We start from the raw sequence: 19,094 nt of genomic DNA on the forward strand, positions 1-19,094 counted from the left end.
ATAATTTAATAGCTTATGACAGCTAGTAATATATCTTTTATTACATTTTTTTATAAAAAAATGCTAATATAACACAAAAGGAGAGACTTAAGGATATGAGTATGGTGGCAGATTTCAATAAAGCTACAAGAGTTGCTAATGAGTTATTGATAAGTAATCCGATTTATCAACAACGAAATCCAGTTGATTTTGTAGCGATTTTAAATGATTTAGGACTTAATATTGCTTTTAATAACGATATGGAAGATGAAGCATTATTGGATCCAATTAATAAGACAATCTACATAAAAAGAATGCTGTATCCACAAAGAATGTTTTTTTCAATAGCACATGAAATAGGACATTGGCTTTTACATTCTAGAGATAAAATACGATATAGAAAAAATACTCCGGAATTTGGAACACAAGAGGCGATAGAGGAACAAGAAGCTAATGCTTTTGCAGCAGAACTACTATTACCTTTTGATAAAGTGGCAGAACATATTCGTGGGGGATTTGATATTGCATCTCTTGCTAGTACGTCAAATGTGTCTTATGATTTTGCAAGTTTTAGATATAACTTTGTAGCAACTAGGCTTATGTATGGCAGATAATTCGATTGATATTTTTAATACTAAGAATGATATAAATGAAGCTGCTAGTGAGTATTTAAATAATTCTACATTACTAAAAACCAATAAGATTAATTGGGTAAAACATCGTAATAAGTTTATATATGCATTTTTACCAAAAGCACTATTAAGCTACTTACCGATGGCAATTTTTATGGTTTTACATTATTATGATAAAGAAATGACCTCTTTTCAATATTATGATGGATTAATGCTAGCGCTCAGCTATGTTTTTATTTCTCAAGTTAGTAACTCAAGACAAAGCTTATTAAAATTAAAAGATTTGCTATTTTCAATTAATATGTTTTTTGGCATTTTATGTATTATCGCATCGGTAACTAAAAGTATTGAAATAGGGATTTTGATTTTTAGTATTGTAATGTGTATTTCACTAGCGACAATGTATTTAGGGATCGATGAAAACATTATATCTAACGATAAAAACAAAAATTCGGAAAATTAATTTCCGAATTTAAATTCTATTTCTTTTTTAACTCTTCAGCAAATATTTCATCTGCTATCTCTGTGGTTACTTCTTCTTCTAACAATTCTTTTATAGTTTTCTTTGATTTTTTTAAGAAATCATATTTACCCCTTTTGGTCTTGCCAAACATATTAGGAGCTTTTTTAATCGCAATTGGGTCGTAAGGCAACACTCCTTCTCTGTCAATTGTAATTACTTTAACTCCTAACTTTTCATTTATATCAATTTTCTTTACTCCTAGCTTTTTGTCAATATATTCTGTTTTATTACCTTTCAAGTCATCAATACCAATTTTAGCTCTTGCTGTCGCACTAATTTTTATCTTTAGCTCGTTTGGTTTTGCTCTGTATGTTTTCATAACGCTTGATTTGTTTAAAATCTTTTTGTCTATACCTGTTTTCTTTACCATATTGTTTATGGTATCTTTTTTTACTTTTGTAATAGTTCTATTTAGTGCATTTTTTATCTCTTTATTTGCTTGTTTTTCTATGTCTTTTATATTTTTAATCCCTGTAATCATTCGCTATCCTTATTGATTAAATACCCTGTGATTTTTACGCTTTTTGCGTGATACATACTGCTTTTTGGCTCTGCCCCACGAGTAAAAAGCTCAGGGCTGTCTGTTTTGCTAGTGATGAGTATCTTGCAATCTAAAAAATCATCAAAACACATAAAATCTACAACCTTTTTAGTTTTTACAATCTCATCAAGTTTATTTAAAATATCTAGCCTATCTTCTACTAAATAAGCATTAAAGCTTATTTCTTCAGTATATCCACCCACGCATTGATAAAATGTATTAGCAATACCTTCTACTTTATTTATCTTAGGCATTAGAGTTCGCTTTATACCATCAATTCCATCTTTAATATAAAGCTCTATATCATCAATCATAATTACCATTTTTGCTCCTACATATCAGCAAAGCTATAGTTTTGTGTTTGCACTATTGCTGCTATTTCTTGTGCTGTTTCTTGCCTATCTACATAGATATTTACTTGTTTATTATCAGTTATGCTTTTTTGCTTGTTTTGATTGCTTATCACTTGTTCTTGCTTAGCTTTATCATATTCTGCGTTTAGTTTTATCAGCTCATTTACTTGTGTATTTTTGATGACTTTTTGCTCATCATCTCCCCACAAGCCAAAACCAGTAGAAAAAGCTTTTTTAGTGCTATCCCACGCGTCGCTTATACTATCTCCTATACTGCTTTTAATCTCACTTGCTTTATCAATTAGTCCTACGGTGTAATCATAGGCTTTTTGTGTCCAATCAATAAGCTCTTGAATTATATAAATAACACCATGCACTGGCATTGTAACTATCTCAAATGCTTTAGCTAGTCCTTGCCCGAAACGCTCACCTGCACTTTTCGCACTCTCTAATTGTTCGCTTGAATGCTCTGTTTGTGTAGTAAAAAAACTAAAAAATCCTTTTGTCTTATCCCACACCCAATCTACACCTATGCCTATTGCGTTAAATGTAGGTGCTAAACTCTCGGTAATCGGAGCAAATGCACTAGAAAAGCCATCATAAACTCCGCTAAAAAATGATTTTATAATGTCCCAATTTTTCCACACTGCAAAACCAATTCCAGCAATAGCAGTAATGATTAAGCCGATGGGGTTACTAGCACAAGCTAAAGTTAAAGCTCTTGATACAGTCCAAATGGAACTTATACTAAGCTTTGAGCTTGTTTGCATAGCTGTTCCCATACCACGAGCTAAAAGAGTACTAAGTTTTATACGCTCATTTAAAGCTATAATTGGCAATCCTATTAATTTAAAAACACTTTTTCCACTTTCAATTGCAAACAATGCACTCTTGTAAGCAACTAAGGCACTCACTCCACCTACTACAATTTGCGTTAGTGTTTGATGATTTGCTGTAAAATCACTTACTAAATGAATGCCCTTTGTAAGATAGTCTAAAAGAGTGCTAATAGTTGGCAAAAGTGCGTTTCCTATGTTTTGCCATAAATCCGTAACACTATTATTAAAGATTTTAAGCTGATTATTAAAGCCTTGTTGTGCTGCTTCAACTTCGCCATCAAGCTTACTACTAGCATTTATATCGTTCATTTTCTTTTTAGCTTCAGTATAAATATCCATATTTTGAGCTAGTTTCAGCAAAGCTGTGCTCTCTTTAGCACCTACAAGACTTGTTAAAAGTTGCTTTTGCGTATGGCTGTCATACTTATTTATCATTTTCATAAATGCTTGAAGCGTAACATCTGCATTTTGCTTAAGTGCATTAGCAAAGTCTTGTGGGTCTATTCCCATTTGTAAAAGTGCATTATTATCGCCTTTTGCAAAGCTTTCATAAAGCTTTTCTATTGCTTTTTCGCTCTCGTTTGCTCCAACTCCTAAGCTGTTTAATGCTCCGCTAAGTGCGGCGGTTTGCTCTAGGCTAAATCCGATTTGCTTACCGCTTTCGCCTAATTTATCAAGCGTATTTAATATCGCTTGTGGGTTGGTTTGTAAACTCTCGCCCATAGTGTGAATTGCACCAGCTAGAGTGTTTATCTCATCAGCTTTTAACCCCATTTGGCTAAGCTTTCCCGTGAGCTCTGCTACTTTTGTGCTATCAAGCCCAAAACCAATAGCGATTTTATTTGCTAGTGTTGTCATTTCATTTAGATTACTAGCATTTACGCCGTTTTGGATAAGTGATTGGCTCATTGATATTAGTTCGCTTGTTGCCGTTGGTGTAGTTCTTGCTAGTTCTTTAATAGCATTTTCATAGGCTTTTGTTTGTTCTTCACTTAGTGCAAGTGGGTTTTTGATACTATTAATGCCTTCTTCAAAACTTGCAGCAGCACTTACATATTTTCCAAATGTATTTTTAAGAGTATAAAAGCCAGCAAAGGCTTTCGCACCATTTTCTACAATAGAATTAAAGGCTTCTTTAGTATCAACTACTAACTTTTGTTTTAATGCTAACTTTAAGTTATCTCCTAGCTCTTTTATTTTTGCTTGAGCTTTATTAATATCCAAATCAGCACTTTGTGAGATTTTTGTAGCTAGTTCTTCTTGAGCTTTTTTGTATTGCTCGTAACCATCAAGAATTAAATTATTATATTTAGTGCCTAATGTTTCGCTTTCTTTGCTAATACGCTCAAATGCTTTACTCCAAGCGTTGATGCCAACTCCAAATTCTAAGACTTTTTCTTGTGCCACTAACCACCCCTTTTAATGATTTTCACAGCTTCGCTCATATAAAACTTGATTTCGCTAAAAGTCATTTTTTCACAATCTTTTAGCGAAGTGTTGAAGGTCCTACTGATTACACAGTAGGACTTGGCAAATTTTTTGCGATTTTTTCTAATACACCTTCGGGGACATTTAATGTATTGTAAGCATCTAATAACTCCATCTGCAACGATGAAGGCATTGCGTTATAATCTTCTTCTGTAATAAGTTCATCACTGGCGTAATATAAACCTAAAGCTAATCCCTTATGCTTATCTTTTTTCATTTCAATTTCGACAGCTCTCATTTTCTGAACTGAAAGCTCTTTTAAAGTTATTTTAAACTCACCTCTAACAACTTCTTTGCTCTTATATAAAGTACTAAAATCCATTTCTTCTCCTTAAATATTACTTCTAATTTCTGCGTAAATATCTGTAATGCCGTCTGGCATTAATATCTCATTATCTACATCATATAAAAATGCTGGAGTTAAATTGATAAGCTCTGTATATGCATAGCAACTTAACTCAATCTCTACTTTAATCTCTTCTTCCATTGCGATTTTTGGTGGTGTGATTTTTTTAATCTTGCCATTTGCCACAATTTTATAACTAGTGTTTTTGTCGTTATCACTTATATTATTTTCAAGTACAATCAGTATTCTTTTTAGACTTGGATTAAACGCTAATTTAAACATAGCATTATCAACTGCATTTACAACTACTTTTAAGCTTTGTGGCTTTAGGGTTGGCAAAACCATTTCTTTTTTGCCTATACTAGCAGCTACTTCTTTTGTTATAAATTCATGCTCTGGCAAATCTGCTTCTACTAAAGCACCTTTACATTTAATGCCATTGATTGTTAGATTTGCTCCTGTAAGTGCTTGTGGTTCTATTCTCATTTATTCTCCTTTAAATAATTTCTACTTTAAATACAACGACTGGTAAGCCATTTTCATCGTTTTGTGGTTTTGGATTTGGAAAAAAACTCATAAACTCATTAAACGCATCACGACTTTGCCAAACGCCTTTTTTATCTCTTCTTCTACCTGGTAATAAACACCCAGCCGTATCTTCATCGGTATTGCCTGTGTGAATTAAAATAAGTCTTGCTAGTGGCACATTTTCATTCCATAAAATCGGAACAATTTTGCCACTTGGTCTTATAAACCAAGAAGCATTATAAACACCAGGTAAAATAGGTTTATCAAGCCCACTTTTGATAGTAGGCTCTCCTGGTGGCTCACAACCAAAACACTCAAACAAGCTCTCGTTATTTTCTGCTCTTAAATCCCACACGCTAAGGGTTGCTTGTGGGGTTCTTAAATCTCTATGAACGATTAGTTTTTTCATGATGCAGCCTTTTGTATATTTTCAATAATAACGCCAAGATGCCCTGTAACACGGTTGACATACGCATAGATTTTCTTAGCCACTGGACGCTCTTGTACGTCAAAATCTATACTTATCTCACATCCTGCTAAACTCGTTTCTGTGTTTTTAGTTAAATCAATACTGATTTTTCCATAGGCAATAACTTTATTTGCAATTAATCTATTGTTAAAATCAGTTATGCCTGCAAAAACAGTGCTAAATAGCTCTAAATCTTCATCATTTACTTTTTTAAGTATTTTTTTAATCTCTCTTGCATATTCATTGATGATAATACCTGTTCTAATATCTGCGAAATCATCTTCAAGTTTTTGAATTTTGCATTCACAACCCCAAATCTTAAAGCCATCATCACTTACTACCATCGTAATATAATTAGCTCTTAGCCTATCAGCTGTGGTGTCTTCACCTTCAAGATATGTAGCGATTGTATTTATTGCTGTAATGCCTTTTAGGTACTTACTTGATAAGCTTTTGCCAAAAGCGTAAGGCTCACTTGCTAATAACTCGCTATATCTAGCTAGTAAAAATGCTTTCAATGGGCGAATACCACCACCAATTCTTGTTATTAATTGATAAGAGATTATCGCTTGTTGCACTGGGTAATTTTCAGTCTTTGTTAAAATCGCACTTTCTGTATTTTCGCTTAGTTGATGAAAGAAAATAAAGCCCATTTTCACTGCGTTTTGATGAAGTTTAAAATAAGTATCATCACTATCTAAATCACATAAAACCCAAAACGCTCTAATTTTTAAGGCATTTTCGCAATCATTTAGCTTATCAATCGCATCTAAGCAATTTTGCGTAGTGTTTAATGTATCATCGTGATATGTGATAATAGCTATTTGTGAGCTAAAATTAGCAGCCTTTAAGTCGTTTAAATATTCCGTATCTTTTAGCTTTAGCTCTGTTAGGTCTTGCTCTAAATTAATTAAATCATCATATAAATAATAATTAATGCCTACATTTTCGCTCGCTAAAATTAGCACCGTTGGTCTTGCGTTATCAATTTTAACTAAAGGAACGCCTTTGTTCTTTTTAATAACTGTTGTTCCAAAACTTCCTACTGACATTTTTTCTCCTTTTTATATAATTGAATATTTTCCAGCACTTGAGCCACTGGTAATATCTGCTTTAGCGTTAGCTTTAATTTCAGCTACTACCCCACTAGCGATTGCATCTATAAACTCTTTATTAAATGCTTTATGATTTGCTCCACCTTTAACTTGTTTATATCCAGCATTACCAAGAGCATTACATATAGCTTCGCTCATAGCTTCTTTAGTCATTTTGCACTCCTTGTATTACTTGAGCCATCACCGTGTGGTGCACCTGTGAAATGACAAATGCTTTGGCAAGTAATAACCCCAGTTCCACCAAGCCCTAAATCAACTGAAGGGCTATCAACCTTAACAGTATTTGCTTTTACATTACAATCTACGCAAGTAATGTTTATAGTTTTTACTACGTTGATTTCTAATGTGCTACTTTGTGTGTTATAGCTTAGCTCTGTGCCATCTTCATAAGTGATTTTGTGTGTAAATTCATCGCCGTTACTTGGATAATCAGCGTTAAAAAAACTTGCAATTGCATACATAAAGCCACCATCTAATTCAATTATGCTTACTTGCTCTCCGACTCTAGCTGGTGTGTAGATTTTCACATAAGAATTAGCCACTTGTTTATAAGGCATAAAATCGCTTATTGTTCCTTGATAATCAACTTTAACCAAGCTTTTTTCGTAGTTTACTTCTACGATTTTTCCTAAATAAGCCTTCATATCGCAAAATGCTCCGTTGAATACTTAAGCTCACATTTAATAGACATTTTAAAAGCTTCTTTATTCGTAAGTTCTATATGTTCTCGTTCAATACTTTTAATGCCTTTTATCATCGCCCCTAACTCTGCACTTTTAAGCATTTGCAAGATATTAAATACAAGTTCATTACATTTAGTATAAGAACTATCAAACACGCTAATATCTAAATCTATTATGTGAAAATACTGCTCAACATTTGCACTTATGCTATCGCTCTTGTCTGTTATGATGCATAGTGGAAACTCATCGCTACTTTTGATACTTAATGCAAATAATGAAGTATTTTTAATCAGCTTTTCTAAAACTGATTTTAAATTCAGCATTATTTCATTGATTTTAATAGCTGGTGCTTGTAGCTCTTCGCTTATAAATTGCTCTGTAATCTTCATAATGTTGCTTTCTTTATTGCTTCTCTTAGATAAAATCTATTATTAACTTCGGCGTATATTTCTTTTTTGATTACTTCATATACGCTTTGATTAACCACGATTTCATCACCTACGCATACATAATCACTTGAGCTTTTTAAAGCTATTATTGAAGTTTTTACTTCACTTAGCTCATCGTAATTTAAAAGTCTATTTGAAAAATTAGCGTAAAAATTGCCCTTTTCGTGGGCTACTTCTACGCCGTTTTTAAATAGTCTTGACAAATCACGCTCAAGTGTTTTGTGTATTTTCATTACTTGCCTTTTTTATCTGCCTTCTGTTCTTCAGGCTTTGGCTCTTCGTTTGGCTCATCTGCCTTTTGTTCTTCACCTAAATCGCTAGACTCATCTGCTTTTGGCTCAGCTTGTTTTTTGCTTTCTTTTTTAGCTTGTTTGGTTGTTTCATCAAGCTCTTTAATGTAATTTGCCCTTAATAATTGCTTGGCATCTTGTTCGCTAAGCTCTATGCTATCACCTACTGGGTAGGTCTTTTTCTCGTAATAAAAGCTAACTAATACTTCATATTTTTTCATTTTTCATCTCCTTAAATTGCGGTGTTTTGTGCTAGACAAAATGCTTTTTCATTTAACACGCCCATTCCTACATCATAAAACGCCTCTAATATATAAAGTCCTGCAGGTTGTGGCAACATTGACATTCTTAGATTTCCAAATGTTGCAAGTGCTAAGTTACTAAAATCACCAAACACCATATCTCCTTTTTTTAGCGTTTGACAATGTGAGATTTTATTGCCTGCTAATGTGTTATCTTTATCTATTAGATAAATGCCTGTATTTGCTGATTTTTCTGTAGTTCTTAAAATATTAATATCTGTTTTATTTGCGTAAAACTCTGTATTGCTTGGGTCATAATTAGCACTTATTAAAGCGTTTTCAAAATCAAGAGTTTTAGCAAATGTAGGAGCTTTCATGTAATTATCGTTTCTAGCTATGCCATTTGTAGCGAACAATCCTACAAACTTACCAACTTCGCCATAACCTTCATATAAAGCCATATTTTCAAACTTAGCTTTAAATGCTCTTACGCTCTCTCTCCAAACAATGCTTTCAAGGTCAAAATCGCTCATATATAGCATTTGATGAGTAAGTTTTACTGTAATTCTAAGTGTTACAGGACTTATTTTTAATACATCAAAATCTAGATTTTGACTTGCTTGTTCTGTTCCGTAAGCAACTTTTTCAGCTGTTAGCGTTGATAAATCTTTTGGGATTACGATTTCATTTGTAAGACCTGCAAACATACGACATTTATTTAAAATATCGCTTTCTATTCTCATTTGTTCTACCAATAAATCAGCTCTAAACTCATCGTGTGTTGCACCTTTTAAGTTGTCGTTTAAATAGCCATTAAACGGATTTGCAAACTGATGACCGAATGATTTTGGTAGTTCTAACATTGTGTTTGTTTTTTGATATTCACTTAGATTAAATCTTAAATCACTACTCTTAATCACTCCAGCTTGTAGCTTTAATGCTTGTGCTAATGAAAAATTACTATCACTCATACAATTTCTTGCCCCTTTCGTGCTAAATGTTTTAATTTCTCTTTGTTGGCTTAATAAAAGCTCATCTTTAAACTCTGCAAGACTTTTGCCTTTAGCAATAAATTCGCTCGCTAACTCGCTTTTGCCAAACAACGCTCCAGCTCTTGCGATTTCTTGCTGCTCTGCTAATCTTGCACTAAGCTTTTTTGATTTAAGCTCTTTTTTGTCTTCATCTTCTTCTAACTCTTTATCTTCTTCTTGCTCTAGCTCTTCTTCATCCTTTTCTAACTCATCATCTTTTTTGATGTCTTCATCATTTAGTTTTTTATTCATTCTTGTCTCCTTTTTAAATTGATTGATTGTTTTTGCGTTTGGGTCAGCTCCTAGCCACACGGCTGATAATTCATAGATTTCGGCATTTTTTAAAATGATATGCTCTAACTCAACGCCGTTACTTACTTCTGTAATTACTTCATAATCATCAGCTCTAGCACCAACGCTTACACTATCGCTAAGTCCATTTTTAAACTTTAAATATGCCTGATAGCTTTGCTCTACATCTTTAAAGAACTGAACTTTACATTTAATGCCGTCTTGTTCGTGTTTAGTCTGCGTTATCTTGCCGATAGCATTTTCAAAGCTTGGCTCGTGGTCTAGATAAAGCGTAGTTGCGTTAAACTTAGCCGAACTAATATCTATTGATAAAAAGTATTTTTCATCGCTAAAAAAGTCAGTTCGCTCGTGCTTGTTGTCTTTACTTAAAGCCATAAAACAGATCTCTAGCTTTTCATCATCGTGGCTTAGTGCTTTTGCACTTAGCTTGAAGTCTTTCACTCTTCTTCTCCTTTCTTATTTTGTGTATTATTTTGTGTATTATTTTGTGTAAAATTTTGTGTATTTTTGTCTAAATCTCTTTCCTTAATCAGCTTTATCAATTCTTGTTCTTTTTGCATTTCGCTTAAATGTGTGTCGAGTTCCTTGCCTTTTTCACGCAAGATTTCGCTATAAGTTTTTGTGCCGTTCTTTAATTGAATATCATTTGCCTGTGCGTCTTTGGTTGGGTCAATGCTTTCGTATCCTTGCCCTTTGAAGCTAAAATTAGCTTTTATTAGTTCGTAGTCTTTTAAGCTTATTTGTTCGTTTAAATACTCAATCTCTAGCCATTTTGTAAAAATTACTGAGTGTATTTTTCTAGCTAACTTTTTTTGTAGTCTTTTGTAATTTCTTATATTTATTAATGCACCTTGGCGAATGCTCGAGAAATTAACTTGGCTCATATCTCCTGTGTATGTGGCATAATCAACTTTTAAAGCTTTTGCTGTTTCTTGATTTGCACTTAATAAGAATTGTTGGAGTGATACTGGGTTATATTCTTTTATCATTTCAACATCGACGTTTGATGGAATGAATTGCATTTTTCCACTATCAACTTCTCTAATTAATTGTATCTCTTCATCATCGCCTAGCGTGTCGGCTAATGGATTATCTTTTTCTTTTAAAAAGCCTGTGAGCTTACTTTGCAATTGTGCTCTATCCAGCTCTGCTTCTTTTAAGTCAGCACATTGTGTAACATTCAAAATCACTGATACAAATTCACTTATCCCACGATGTGAAAAAGTAGCTTTATCATTTTTCACATAGATAATATTGTTTGAGTTGATTTCAATTGTTTTGCGAGTTATTGGATCTGTGTAGATAAATGATTTTATCTCTTCACAGCTTTCATCTTTGTATTTTATGCTATAAAATAAATCTTTATAATTCGTGTTGGCTGCTAAAAAGTTCTCACTATCAAGTAACTTAATATGAAGCTTATTTTTTATAATCTCGCAATATATAAAGACTTCGCCATCACGAATTAGGTTGCGTAATATTTGCTCTTCTATATCTTCAAAATCAATATCAAGCTCGTATTTAAACCACTTGTTCTGAATAGCTTTGTTTAGCTTTGTATTTGGCGTGGCTACATCTAATACTAGACCTTCATCGCCAAGGATTTGAGCGACCATTGTATTTAAGTAGCCTTGAATGAGCGGGAAATCATTTTCTAAATTTCTTGCTTGTATCCTAACTCGCTCAAAATATGTATCTGTTGGGCGTGGAACATTAAGTCTTGCGAATGTGTTTTGCTTGATAGAATTAGTGTAAATTGACTTACTTAGGTTTGTTTTTGCTTTGCGTTGCTTAGAAAAAAAATTAAATAACTTCATGCAAAAATAAACCTCATCTCTTTAACTTTTAAAGAGTTCGCATAAGTGCTTTTTAATCTTTCAAGCTCAAGCACTAGCTCTGCACTTGATTTTTTGCTAATTACAACGCCATCAATTGTATATGAAGTGATAGGGTCTGCAAGGCTCTCGCTTTGCAAAACTTCATCAATGGCAATGTCAATTAATCTAATTCTTTCTCTTATACGCTCTTTATTCATAGCGTGAGTTTAAAAAATAAAAGGTTGTTATTTGTATTACAAATAAGAATTTATTTAATTTGTAGATAAGGCAATGTTTTTATGTGTTTTTATAATTTAAATGAATGAAGTTGATTTTTAATTTTTTTCACAAATCGGAAACCTGCAGACGCGAACCCCCAACTCTTGAAAAATCACAGGAAGAACCTAAACAATATCTAGCTCACAGTTGCTATCTAACTCTTTATATTTTTCTAATAATTCAAGTTTTAAATCATTTAGTAATACTTCACAAGCTTCTTGCAAGCTTGAATGTTTATGCACTTCTTTATCAAGCTCATAAACTTTTTTCGTAAGTGCTTTATAAGCATCGCTTAATACATTCTCGACTATTGAAGCTTTTATGTATTCTTTTTGTTTTATCTCATAATCAAGTCTTTTTAAATCTGTTTCAGCTTTTGCCTTTTCTGTATCAGCGATTATTTTTGCTATTTTGGGGTCATCGCTATCAAGTATCATTTTATCTTGAATGTGGCGAAAATATTCACTAGCAAGCTCCATATCATAGTCCCCGCACGGACTTATAGGTTTAAATTCTCGTGAATTAATAAAATCATATATAGCTCGTGGTGAAACATTGAAAATCTTAGCTACTTCTCTTACTTTCACTCAAATGCCTTTAAGTATTGCTGTAATGCTTGTCTTATTATGACACTTTGTTTTATATTTCTTTCTTCGCTATATTTAATTAATTTGTATAGTGTTCTATTATCAATACGACAATTTAAGCTATGCATAAATGCTGACTTTTTATTCCTTATCTTCTTCATTGCTTAATCTTCCTTTTCTTTTTACTCAAAAATGTTTTTATAGCTGCTAGGTTTAGTACACTTAAATCTAATGCTTCATTTCTATCTCTATCTTTTGTAAATCTTAAATTCTCATCTCCATATTTATTTTTTACAACTTTTAAGCTCTCGGCTGTTAGTTGCTTGAAATACTCATCGCTATAAGTTTTTGCAAACACTACACGCTTATTTTCTATCATCGCAAACACTTCGCTTTTGCCTGTAAAAGTTCCGATTTCAATTAATCCTACACCACTTTTAACCGCCTTTACTTTGTTTACCAAAAGCTTTTTATTATTGCTTGTTTCATTCGCTCCTTTAGTGGCAAAATAGCTCTTATGCCTAGCTACGAAGTTATAAACTTCTTCTGTTAGATAGCCACTATCTACAAAACATAGGCTACATTTTAAATACTCGCCAACTTCGCTCATAAAAACACCATTTTGCACTAATTCATGTAACTTGTCCCATACCATTAACTCTCTTGGATTACCTTTGATAATCTTATGCGTAATGTTATAAACTCGCAAATCTTTTAAGTCTTTGTTCGCTCCTGCGAAATTAACTTCAAGCCTATCTTTTTGCACATCCACGCCAGCCACGATAAACGCCACATCACTTGAAAAGCTAAGATTGTCATAATCTCTTTTAAGCTTGATTAAATCACTTTCATTCATCTTGCTTTCTACTTTTGGTGTGTAGGTCCTAGCTAGTGTGGTATTTATAAATACTTGCAAACCTGCTTCGCTTTTACACTTATCTTTATAGTCTTTTATAATGCTTTTTAAACTCACATACTCACTATAAAGTGATGAGAGATGAAACCCTGCCACATCGCTTTCACACTCTTTTATCCACTCACCTTTTTTAATTATTGCAAGGCGTTCTCTTTCGCTTATTTCATATTTACAACTAATGCAAACTAGGCATTCTTTATCTAAATCCACATTCTCCCATTCCAAAACTTGCTTAAACTCACATTTAGGACAAGGCACATAAAAGCGTCTTTTATCACTCTTATCGTATTCGTTTTGTATCTTGCTAGTGCCATGTAAAGTAGGCGTGCTAACTAGCAAAATCTTTGCGTTTGGAAAAGTAATTGTTCTTTTCTCTGCTAGTGCAACGCTATCACCTTCTGCTGTATTAGAGCATCTATCTACTTCATCAACTATTAAAAAGCCAATGGGTTTAGATGCTAATTTGCTAACACTATTTGAACCTACGAAGTTTAAAGAACCGCCCTTAAAATTCTTAATTAATATCGTATCACTTGCATTCTCTCCCATAATCTTCGCCACTTCTTTACAATCTCGTTTAAGTGGTGCGAACCTACGCTTACTAAAATCTTCTGCCATACCTTCATCAGGTAGCATGTAAAGTATCGGCGTTGGATCGTGTGCGATTAGATACGCTAAAGTATTTAAGCACATTTCAGTCTTGCCAAGCTGTGAAGCTAAGTTTAATACTACTCGTTTATGCTCTTTATCACTAATTATAGTTAGTATCTCACGCTGATAACTAGCTGCTTTAAATCTTCCTGGACGAGCACTTCCTTCCGCACTTAAGAAACGATATTTCTCACTCCACGCTAACAAATCCAAGTGTGGCTTAGTAAAAATACTATTCGCAAGTAACGAATAAAGATGCTTCGTATTCTCTAAGTCGTAATTTACGCTTGTAATCATTTATTAGCTCCGCATATTTGTAGTATATAAACTCATTTTCAAAAAACACGATTTTATAACCTTGCCTTATTTCTTCATTGCTTAAGAAATCTTTAAAATCTTTCTTGCTTTGCTCTCTAGCAGTTCTTAGCAATATGCTCTCAATCTCATTAAGATTTGTATATTTACAAGTTGAGTGTAAAACGCTAAAGCTTTCTTTAATAAAGTTTGTTAATTCACTATCTTCATTGAACGCCTTGATTTTTTGCTCTAATAATTGTCTTCTTAGCGAATACGCTTCTCTTAGCTTAACTCTTGTGTAATCACTCTTAAACTCTTCAAATACTAGTAGCTTTAGGCTCGGTATTTTATAAGCAAAATCAGGCGTATAAATACGCTCTACTCTTGTGTTTTTTAATGGTGGCTTTCTTGCGTGATTTTTACTATTGCGTTCTAAAGAATATTTAGTTTCTAAAGTGTCAATAATCTTAATCGGTGCTTGATGAACTAAGTCTTTAATCGCTCCTACGCTTTGCCAACTATCCAAGATTTCAAGGCGTTTTAATTCAGGTTTTGAGCTACTCATACTATGACCTTAACTAGAATATTTTTTAAGTTTTCTTTGCTCTTGCATTCTGCTAAATATTCTTGTTTAGATTTATCATCTCTTAAAAATAATTGTAGTTCTTCGGTGTTCTTTAATATATGCTTATTTCCTTTTTTATCATAAAATAAACAAATAGCATTAAAACATTTGTTTTCAATATGTCTAATTGCTTTTTTATTACTAGACTTCGCTATTTGAATATATTCATCTTTAAGATTTTTAATATTCCAATAGTTGCTAAAATAATCAGCATCAGAATATGCAAAATGTTTTAATCCCTTACGCCTAATTAACTCAGCTAGTGTGTCATCTTCAAACGCAACGCATTGGCAATTAAAGTTAAAAAAACTAGCTACATTTTTAAGAGTATTCAAAGCAGTGTTAAAACTTTCTTCATAATGTAAATCTAATATCTCTGCAATACTAGGTAAAGTTCTACAAGTTACAATAGCTTTATCTACAACACAAGCTAACTCATCATTATCTAAATCCTTTAGCTTATCATAATATAAATCAAATCTTTTAAAATCATCATTAAATGCATTGAATAAGTTTTGTAGTATTTTTATTTTCATAATTATCCTTTCTTAGTTGATTTTTCATTTGTTCATAGTAATTTGTGCCTTCTTCTTTGTCTTTAATTCTTGCTAGTGCTAGTGCTAAATTTTGTTTTTGCTGTGCTTCTAGTCCTGTAAGCTCATTATTCTCTACTTGTCTTTGCAAGTTTGGATGTAGTGCGTAATTATGATTTAAACCAATTTGAGCGTTGCTCTTAAAATAATGGCTCTCGCAAGTTATCCACCCTTTTGCTAAGCATTTATTTATTGCAATAAGTGGGCTTGGGATTTGTTTTAACTCGTTTATTAAATCGCTTATGTAAGCTTCAGTTATCTTGTGCTTTTTGTTACGATTGTTTAAAAACTCATCTAGTTTAGAAATAAACTCATCGCTAGTATTATTTAGCTCGGTTGCTATTCTTTGTGCTTTAAGTTTTAATTGAGATTTATTTTCATTTTGTCCTTTAGTTTTTGTTTGAGAAATTTCATCACAAACAACACTAGCCCCTTTATAAGGGGTTTGGGGTTTTATAAATTCATCTCTTACTCTACTCTTACTCTTATATATATAGGTAGGGTTTGTGTCATTTTGGCAGTCGTTGTGTGCCATTTTGTCAGTTGGCTTGTGACATTTTGTCACTTGCTTTATGCCAAAAAGTCCCTTTAAATTATTTTCAAAATTAGGTTCTAATTGATAAACGACATTGCTTTCATTATGATATAATTTATCATCATTAGCCTTTTTTATTATTAGATTTTTATTTAATAAAACTTCAACATTTCTATAAAATGTCCTTGAAGAAATCTGCAAGGCTTTTATACATTTGTCTAAATTAAACTTGGTTTTGCTTTTTAGTAAAAAATACAATAATTGTTTTTGGGTCTTATTGACTTTTACTAATTCATCAATTTTACTATCAGCTACGCAAAAAGTCATCTTCTCTCCTTTCTAAATTGATAATATTTGGTATCACTAAAAAGTGTGCTTATCTCTGTTAGCTCATTTGCTTTTAGCTCTTCTATGAAGCTATCAAGGTTGTATCTTAAATCCTTATCAAGCTTTAGAATTGTTTTCTTTAGCTCATCTAAAGAAAACTCGCCTTGCAATTTCGCACGCAAATTAGCCATAAACATAGTTCGCTTTTTTTGAGCTTTCAAAAGTTCGTTTGTGTTAAATGTGCCTAGTGTCATTTTTTTTGCACCTTATTTTAAAATATCTTATTTTATACTAAAAAATATATTAATAATAAATATTTTTAGTAAATGATTGTATTATAATGTTTTTTTAATATACTTAAAAGGATATTTTAAGAATAAGATATTAATATTCTTGTAATCGTATTAAGAATTTAAATTAGAAAAAAAAGGAGAAAACATGGGAAACAGATGTTATGTTGCTAAAATTGATGTAGAAAAGAAAGAAATTGAGCTTTTTTATAATCACTGGAATGGTGGATTTTCTAGTATTGTGCCAACGCTTGAAATTGCTAAACATTTACAACTTGATTTTAAAGATTTTGCAAAACTAAATGAAAAGGCTTACAATGAAGGCACAGTCCTTAATGAAGTTATAAAAATAGATGAGAATTTTAGCGTGGCAAAATTCATAGACAAATATGATTGTTATGATAATGGAATTTATTTTATAGATAAGGATTTAAATTTAAGAGCTAGATATTATGATAATTTAGTTTATTGTCATGAAGACTTAGAATATGAGTTTAGCGAAACAGCTGATTATACGATAGAAAAAGCTGATTTGAAAATCAAATCTAGCGATATTAAGCATGATAAATACATATTCACTGATCTTAAATACATTGATAAGCATATCTCATTACACGAGTTTTTAGAGCTATTCAAACCTAGCGATGATAAAAATATCAATACTCTTAATGTGCTAAATAAAAGCATAGAATACTTAGATATTGGCTTACATAATGAAGATTTTGAAGCGATAAAAGTTGTTGAGAAAATATTAAGCGATTTGGCTGATGATTTAGGAGTTAAAAATGAGTAAAGAACTAATCAATATCATAAGCAAAGATGATTTAAAAACGCTAGTAAATCAAGTGTATGAGCAAAGGAAAATTTATCGTGATAAATATTATGTAGAAATGTGTTTTCCATTGCTACAAAGTGGAGAATGCAGTTACTTATTTGAAAACGCTGTAGATTTAAGAAAAATTAAGAATTTTAATATTTATGCTGCAGAGCCTGATGATTGTGTTGACAATCTTTCATTATTTATAAAGTTAAACATTGCATATTGCAATAAAGAAATTGATATAGAAGTATATTGTTATGACCTTATTTATGATGTTTCTTACGACAAGCTAAGGATACGACGCACACCTAAAAGCACGGTAGAAGAAACCACAAACGCAATTATCGAGCTAATAGAAGAGATTAATAATAAACAGTCTTTATTTGAGCTAGTTTGGAGCGAGTGATGAGAATAGTTTTTACTTTTATTAGGCATGAACTCGCAATGTTTATATTATTACTCTTTTTAGCATTATTGTGTGTTGTGTTATTTAGTTGCTTTTTTTATGGATTTGTTTATTTAGGCACAGGTTTGTGGGATAACATGGGTATTCTAGCAGTTGCTTTTATAAACTTGGGTGTTTTCGTTTTTTGCTTTGATTTTGCACATGAATATTATAAAAAAATCATATTTGTATCTAAAGAACTTAAGACGGACATAGAAAGCATTGCTATTTTATCTTCTGATACTTTGCAAGGGCTTTATGATGAGTGTGTGGAGCGTAAAATAAAATCATTATCTCAAGAAAAGGAGAATGAGCTATGAACCTACAAAAAATAAAAGAATTTTTAAAAATTACCAAATTATATTTTCAAAATAGGCTTAAGCCATTAAGGATGGTTCAAAAATATTACGACATTAGCATTGATGAATATCTAGCATTAAGCCCTAGACAAAGAATTAAATTAATAGAAGAAGTTGCATACGAAGAAAGACAACGCAAGATAAAAGAGCGTGAAAGACGGAATAAAGAACTAGATAAACAAAGCGAAAAGTTATTTAATGAAATAAAGCAAAGGAAAAGAGATGAAAATATTTAATCTATTTAAAAAGAAAAATAAAGGTGTGACAGTTTGTGGCAAGAGTATTATTATAAATAATATTGATATTAATAAAGTCTTTAGCGAATGTATCGCTAGACTTGATGAAGCTATAAAAGAGAAAAGCTTTGATGATGTAAAAGCTATAAGAGATGGATTAGAACAAATACAAAAAGAAATAGAACAAGATAACGATTTTGTATTTGATAGTAATAACTGCATTTATGTTAATAGTAGCAACATTAATAGTAATAATATAAATAGCTACATAGGAAATAACATAAATTCAACAGCATTTTTTAGTAGCGTCGTTACAAATATAGGCGATGGGAAAAAGAAAGCCAAAATAAAGCAAAGAAGCTTTTTTAATCGTGGAAATATGGCAGGTGGAAATATAGTTATTTCGCAAAATAATATAAATGGCGATAATTTTTTTGATGGTAAGTAGGTAAAAATGCAAACTATTTGGAATGTAATATCTATATTTATCAACTAAA

General features: G+C 31.9%; 29 protein-coding genes. 7 read left to right on the plus strand and 22 right to left on the minus strand.

Annotated elements, in window-relative coordinates:
- The first annotated feature begins 95 nt into the window (after positions 1–95).
- Together AVBRAN12647_RS03345 and AVBRAN12647_RS03350 are read left to right on the plus strand one after the other, a co-directional pair.
- Positions 96–593, plus strand: coding sequence for an ImmA/IrrE family metallo-endopeptidase (locus tag AVBRAN12647_RS03345; protein WP_336614702.1), 498 nt, complete (start codon positions 96–98; stop codon positions 591–593).
- Complete coding sequence (locus AVBRAN12647_RS03350; RefSeq protein WP_336609806.1) at positions 583–1,074, plus strand: hypothetical protein; 492 nt, start codon at positions 583–585, stop codon at positions 1,072–1,074. The genes AVBRAN12647_RS03345 and AVBRAN12647_RS03350 overlap by 11 nt, the downstream gene beginning before the upstream one ends.
- A 16-nt stretch (positions 1,075–1,090) precedes the next feature.
- Here the strand turns inward: AVBRAN12647_RS03350 and AVBRAN12647_RS03355 are convergent, their stop codons facing one another.
- The 22 genes from AVBRAN12647_RS03355 to AVBRAN12647_RS03460 form a co-directional block, all read right to left on the minus strand.
- Positions 1,091–1,615, minus strand: coding sequence for a hypothetical protein (locus AVBRAN12647_RS03355; protein ID WP_336614703.1), 525 nt, complete (start codon positions 1,613–1,615; stop codon positions 1,091–1,093).
- The gene (locus tag AVBRAN12647_RS03360) at positions 1,612–1,998 is read right to left on the minus strand and encodes a hypothetical protein (protein WP_214117587.1); all 387 of its coding nucleotides are present in this window, start codon (positions 1,996–1,998) and stop codon (positions 1,612–1,614) included. The genes AVBRAN12647_RS03355 and AVBRAN12647_RS03360 overlap by 4 nt, the downstream gene beginning before the upstream one ends.
- Positions 1,999–2,006: 8 nt before the next feature.
- Complete coding sequence (locus AVBRAN12647_RS03365) at positions 2,007–4,274, minus strand: phage tail tape measure protein (protein WP_214117588.1); 2,268 nt, start codon at positions 4,272–4,274, stop codon at positions 2,007–2,009.
- Positions 4,275–4,380: 106 nt separating this feature from the next.
- Entirely contained in the window at positions 4,381–4,677 is a 297-nt protein-coding gene (locus AVBRAN12647_RS03370; protein ID WP_336614704.1) for a hypothetical protein, read from the minus strand.
- A 9-nt stretch (positions 4,678–4,686) separates the two neighbouring features.
- On the minus strand, positions 4,687–5,187 hold the full coding sequence (locus tag AVBRAN12647_RS03375) for a phage major tail tube protein (protein ID WP_336614705.1): 501 nt from the start codon (positions 5,185–5,187) through the stop codon (positions 4,687–4,689).
- Between the two features lie 10 nt (positions 5,188–5,197).
- A complete protein-coding gene (locus tag AVBRAN12647_RS03380) occupies positions 5,198–5,638 on the minus strand; it encodes a DUF5675 family protein (protein WP_336614706.1) in 441 nt (146 codons plus the stop codon).
- A complete protein-coding gene (locus tag AVBRAN12647_RS03385) occupies positions 5,635–6,750 on the minus strand; it encodes a hypothetical protein (RefSeq protein ID WP_336608911.1) in 1,116 nt (371 codons plus the stop codon). The genes AVBRAN12647_RS03380 and AVBRAN12647_RS03385 overlap by 4 nt, the downstream gene beginning before the upstream one ends.
- Positions 6,751–6,762: 12 nt before the next feature.
- Entirely contained in the window at positions 6,763–6,966 is a 204-nt protein-coding gene (locus AVBRAN12647_RS03390) for a hypothetical protein (protein WP_214117593.1), read from the minus strand.
- Entirely contained in the window at positions 6,963–7,457 is a 495-nt protein-coding gene (locus AVBRAN12647_RS03395) for a hypothetical protein (protein WP_336608912.1), read from the minus strand. Before AVBRAN12647_RS03395 ends, AVBRAN12647_RS03390 begins: the two co-directional genes overlap by 4 nt.
- Positions 7,454–7,885 carry a hypothetical protein gene (locus AVBRAN12647_RS03400; RefSeq protein WP_336608913.1) on the minus strand — a complete coding sequence of 144 codons (432 nt, stop codon included), beginning with the start codon at positions 7,883–7,885 and terminating at the stop codon, positions 7,454–7,456. The genes AVBRAN12647_RS03395 and AVBRAN12647_RS03400 overlap by 4 nt, the downstream gene beginning before the upstream one ends.
- A complete protein-coding gene (locus AVBRAN12647_RS03405; RefSeq protein ID WP_336614707.1) occupies positions 7,882–8,178 on the minus strand; it encodes a hypothetical protein in 297 nt (98 codons plus the stop codon). Before AVBRAN12647_RS03405 ends, AVBRAN12647_RS03400 begins: the two co-directional genes overlap by 4 nt.
- Entirely contained in the window at positions 8,178–8,456 is a 279-nt protein-coding gene (locus tag AVBRAN12647_RS03410) for a DUF7210 family protein (RefSeq protein WP_336614708.1), read from the minus strand. The genes AVBRAN12647_RS03405 and AVBRAN12647_RS03410 overlap by 1 nt, the downstream gene beginning before the upstream one ends.
- 11 nt (positions 8,457–8,467) lie before the next feature.
- Positions 8,468–10,261 (minus strand): phage major capsid protein, encoded by a 1,794-nt coding sequence (locus AVBRAN12647_RS03415; RefSeq protein WP_336614709.1) that lies wholly within the window; start codon positions 10,259–10,261, stop codon positions 8,468–8,470.
- Complete coding sequence (locus AVBRAN12647_RS03420) at positions 10,258–11,637, minus strand: phage portal protein (protein WP_336608917.1); 1,380 nt, start codon at positions 11,635–11,637, stop codon at positions 10,258–10,260. The genes AVBRAN12647_RS03415 and AVBRAN12647_RS03420 overlap by 4 nt, the downstream gene beginning before the upstream one ends.
- Positions 11,634–11,855: a hypothetical protein gene (locus AVBRAN12647_RS03425; protein ID WP_336608918.1), complete on the minus strand. Its 222-nt coding sequence runs from the start codon at positions 11,853–11,855 to the stop codon at positions 11,634–11,636. Before AVBRAN12647_RS03425 ends, AVBRAN12647_RS03420 begins: the two co-directional genes overlap by 4 nt.
- 186 nt (positions 11,856–12,041) lie before the next feature.
- A complete protein-coding gene (locus AVBRAN12647_RS03430; protein WP_336608919.1) occupies positions 12,042–12,503 on the minus strand; it encodes a hypothetical protein in 462 nt (153 codons plus the stop codon).
- Complete coding sequence (locus tag AVBRAN12647_RS03435) at positions 12,500–12,664, minus strand: ribbon-helix-helix domain-containing protein (RefSeq protein ID WP_214117602.1); 165 nt, start codon at positions 12,662–12,664, stop codon at positions 12,500–12,502. The genes AVBRAN12647_RS03430 and AVBRAN12647_RS03435 overlap by 4 nt, the downstream gene beginning before the upstream one ends.
- Complete coding sequence (locus tag AVBRAN12647_RS03440; RefSeq protein WP_336614710.1) at positions 12,661–14,367, minus strand: terminase gpA endonuclease subunit; 1,707 nt, start codon at positions 14,365–14,367, stop codon at positions 12,661–12,663. Before AVBRAN12647_RS03440 ends, AVBRAN12647_RS03435 begins: the two co-directional genes overlap by 4 nt.
- Positions 14,303–14,932, minus strand: coding sequence for a hypothetical protein (locus AVBRAN12647_RS03445; protein WP_336608921.1), 630 nt, complete (start codon positions 14,930–14,932; stop codon positions 14,303–14,305). Before AVBRAN12647_RS03445 ends, AVBRAN12647_RS03440 begins: the two co-directional genes overlap by 65 nt.
- The gene (locus tag AVBRAN12647_RS03450) at positions 14,929–15,528 is read right to left on the minus strand and encodes a hypothetical protein (protein WP_336608922.1); all 600 of its coding nucleotides are present in this window, start codon (positions 15,526–15,528) and stop codon (positions 14,929–14,931) included. Before AVBRAN12647_RS03450 ends, AVBRAN12647_RS03445 begins: the two co-directional genes overlap by 4 nt.
- Complete coding sequence (locus AVBRAN12647_RS03455) at positions 15,488–16,447, minus strand: hypothetical protein (RefSeq protein WP_336608923.1); 960 nt, start codon at positions 16,445–16,447, stop codon at positions 15,488–15,490. Before AVBRAN12647_RS03455 ends, AVBRAN12647_RS03450 begins: the two co-directional genes overlap by 41 nt.
- Positions 16,444–16,701 carry a hypothetical protein gene (locus AVBRAN12647_RS03460; protein WP_214117607.1) on the minus strand — a complete coding sequence of 86 codons (258 nt, stop codon included), beginning with the start codon at positions 16,699–16,701 and terminating at the stop codon, positions 16,444–16,446. The genes AVBRAN12647_RS03455 and AVBRAN12647_RS03460 overlap by 4 nt, the downstream gene beginning before the upstream one ends.
- Before the next feature lie 184 nt (positions 16,702–16,885).
- On the opposite strand from AVBRAN12647_RS03460, the gene AVBRAN12647_RS03465 reads away from it, so the two are divergent.
- The 5 genes from AVBRAN12647_RS03465 to AVBRAN12647_RS03485 are packed head-to-tail and all read left to right on the plus strand — an operon-like array spanning position 16,886 to position 19,045.
- Positions 16,886–17,530 carry a hypothetical protein gene (locus AVBRAN12647_RS03465; protein ID WP_214117608.1) on the plus strand — a complete coding sequence of 215 codons (645 nt, stop codon included), beginning with the start codon at positions 16,886–16,888 and terminating at the stop codon, positions 17,528–17,530.
- Positions 17,523–17,963, plus strand: coding sequence for a hypothetical protein (locus AVBRAN12647_RS03470; protein WP_214117609.1), 441 nt, complete (start codon positions 17,523–17,525; stop codon positions 17,961–17,963). Before AVBRAN12647_RS03465 ends, AVBRAN12647_RS03470 begins: the two co-directional genes overlap by 8 nt.
- A complete protein-coding gene (locus AVBRAN12647_RS03475; RefSeq protein ID WP_336608924.1) occupies positions 17,963–18,322 on the plus strand; it encodes a hypothetical protein in 360 nt (119 codons plus the stop codon). The genes AVBRAN12647_RS03470 and AVBRAN12647_RS03475 overlap by 1 nt, the downstream gene beginning before the upstream one ends.
- A complete protein-coding gene (locus AVBRAN12647_RS03480) occupies positions 18,319–18,597 on the plus strand; it encodes a hypothetical protein (RefSeq protein ID WP_336608925.1) in 279 nt (92 codons plus the stop codon). The genes AVBRAN12647_RS03475 and AVBRAN12647_RS03480 overlap by 4 nt, the downstream gene beginning before the upstream one ends.
- Positions 18,584–19,045, plus strand: coding sequence for a hypothetical protein (locus AVBRAN12647_RS03485; RefSeq protein WP_336608926.1), 462 nt, complete (start codon positions 18,584–18,586; stop codon positions 19,043–19,045). The genes AVBRAN12647_RS03480 and AVBRAN12647_RS03485 overlap by 14 nt, the downstream gene beginning before the upstream one ends.
- Positions 19,046–19,094: the final 49 nt, after the last annotated feature.

Source organism: Campylobacter sp. RM12647, assembly GCF_020138135.1.
In the GTDB taxonomy this organism is placed as follows: domain Bacteria; phylum Campylobacterota; class Campylobacteria; order Campylobacterales; family Campylobacteraceae; genus Campylobacter_E.

Bases quoted from the DNA above. Each gene is read 5' to 3' on its own strand.
- AVBRAN12647_RS03450 (WP_336608922.1), bottom strand. From the start codon at position 15,528: ATGAAAATAAAAATACTACAAAACTTATTCAATGCATTTAATGATGAT.
- AVBRAN12647_RS03405 (WP_336614707.1), bottom strand. From the start codon at position 8,178: ATGAAAATACACAAAACACTTGAGCGTGATTTGTCAAGACTATTTAAA.
- AVBRAN12647_RS03455 (WP_336608923.1), bottom strand. From the start codon at position 16,447: ATGACTTTTTGCGTAGCTGATAGTAAAATTGATGAATTAGTAAAAGTC.
- AVBRAN12647_RS03345 (WP_336614702.1), top strand. From the start codon at position 96: ATGAGTATGGTGGCAGATTTCAATAAAGCTACAAGAGTTGCTAATGAG.
- AVBRAN12647_RS03440 (WP_336614710.1), bottom strand. From the start codon at position 14,367: ATGATTACAAGCGTAAATTACGACTTAGAGAATACGAAGCATCTTTAT.
- AVBRAN12647_RS03410 (WP_336614708.1), bottom strand. From the start codon at position 8,456: ATGAAAAAATATGAAGTATTAGTTAGCTTTTATTACGAGAAAAAGACC.
- AVBRAN12647_RS03355 (WP_336614703.1), bottom strand. From the start codon at position 1,615: ATGATTACAGGGATTAAAAATATAAAAGACATAGAAAAACAAGCAAAT.
- AVBRAN12647_RS03395 (WP_336608912.1), bottom strand. From the start codon at position 7,457: ATGAAGGCTTATTTAGGAAAAATCGTAGAAGTAAACTACGAAAAAAGC.
- AVBRAN12647_RS03425 (WP_336608918.1), bottom strand. From the start codon at position 11,855: ATGAATAAAGAGCGTATAAGAGAAAGAATTAGATTAATTGACATTGCC.
- AVBRAN12647_RS03475 (WP_336608924.1), top strand. From the start codon at position 17,963: ATGAGAATAGTTTTTACTTTTATTAGGCATGAACTCGCAATGTTTATA.
- AVBRAN12647_RS03465 (WP_214117608.1), top strand. From the start codon at position 16,886: ATGGGAAACAGATGTTATGTTGCTAAAATTGATGTAGAAAAGAAAGAA.
- AVBRAN12647_RS03460 (WP_214117607.1), bottom strand. From the start codon at position 16,701: ATGACACTAGGCACATTTAACACAAACGAACTTTTGAAAGCTCAAAAA.
- AVBRAN12647_RS03470 (WP_214117609.1), top strand. From the start codon at position 17,523: ATGAGTAAAGAACTAATCAATATCATAAGCAAAGATGATTTAAAAACG.
- AVBRAN12647_RS03375 (WP_336614705.1), bottom strand. From the start codon at position 5,187: ATGAGAATAGAACCACAAGCACTTACAGGAGCAAATCTAACAATCAAT.
- AVBRAN12647_RS03385 (WP_336608911.1), bottom strand. From the start codon at position 6,750: ATGTCAGTAGGAAGTTTTGGAACAACAGTTATTAAAAAGAACAAAGGC.
- AVBRAN12647_RS03445 (WP_336608921.1), bottom strand. From the start codon at position 14,932: ATGAGTAGCTCAAAACCTGAATTAAAACGCCTTGAAATCTTGGATAGT.
- AVBRAN12647_RS03400 (WP_336608913.1), bottom strand. From the start codon at position 7,885: ATGAAGATTACAGAGCAATTTATAAGCGAAGAGCTACAAGCACCAGCT.
- AVBRAN12647_RS03485 (WP_336608926.1), top strand. From the start codon at position 18,584: ATGAAAATATTTAATCTATTTAAAAAGAAAAATAAAGGTGTGACAGTT.
- AVBRAN12647_RS03350 (WP_336609806.1), top strand. From the start codon at position 583: ATGGCAGATAATTCGATTGATATTTTTAATACTAAGAATGATATAAAT.
- AVBRAN12647_RS03360 (WP_214117587.1), bottom strand. From the start codon at position 1,998: ATGGTAATTATGATTGATGATATAGAGCTTTATATTAAAGATGGAATT.
- AVBRAN12647_RS03390 (WP_214117593.1), bottom strand. From the start codon at position 6,966: ATGACTAAAGAAGCTATGAGCGAAGCTATATGTAATGCTCTTGGTAAT.
- AVBRAN12647_RS03435 (WP_214117602.1), bottom strand. From the start codon at position 12,664: ATGAAGAAGATAAGGAATAAAAAGTCAGCATTTATGCATAGCTTAAAT.
- AVBRAN12647_RS03420 (WP_336608917.1), bottom strand. From the start codon at position 11,637: ATGAAGTTATTTAATTTTTTTTCTAAGCAACGCAAAGCAAAAACAAAC.
- AVBRAN12647_RS03380 (WP_336614706.1), bottom strand. From the start codon at position 5,638: ATGAAAAAACTAATCGTTCATAGAGATTTAAGAACCCCACAAGCAACC.
- AVBRAN12647_RS03480 (WP_336608925.1), top strand. From the start codon at position 18,319: ATGAACCTACAAAAAATAAAAGAATTTTTAAAAATTACCAAATTATAT.
- AVBRAN12647_RS03370 (WP_336614704.1), bottom strand. From the start codon at position 4,677: ATGGATTTTAGTACTTTATATAAGAGCAAAGAAGTTGTTAGAGGTGAG.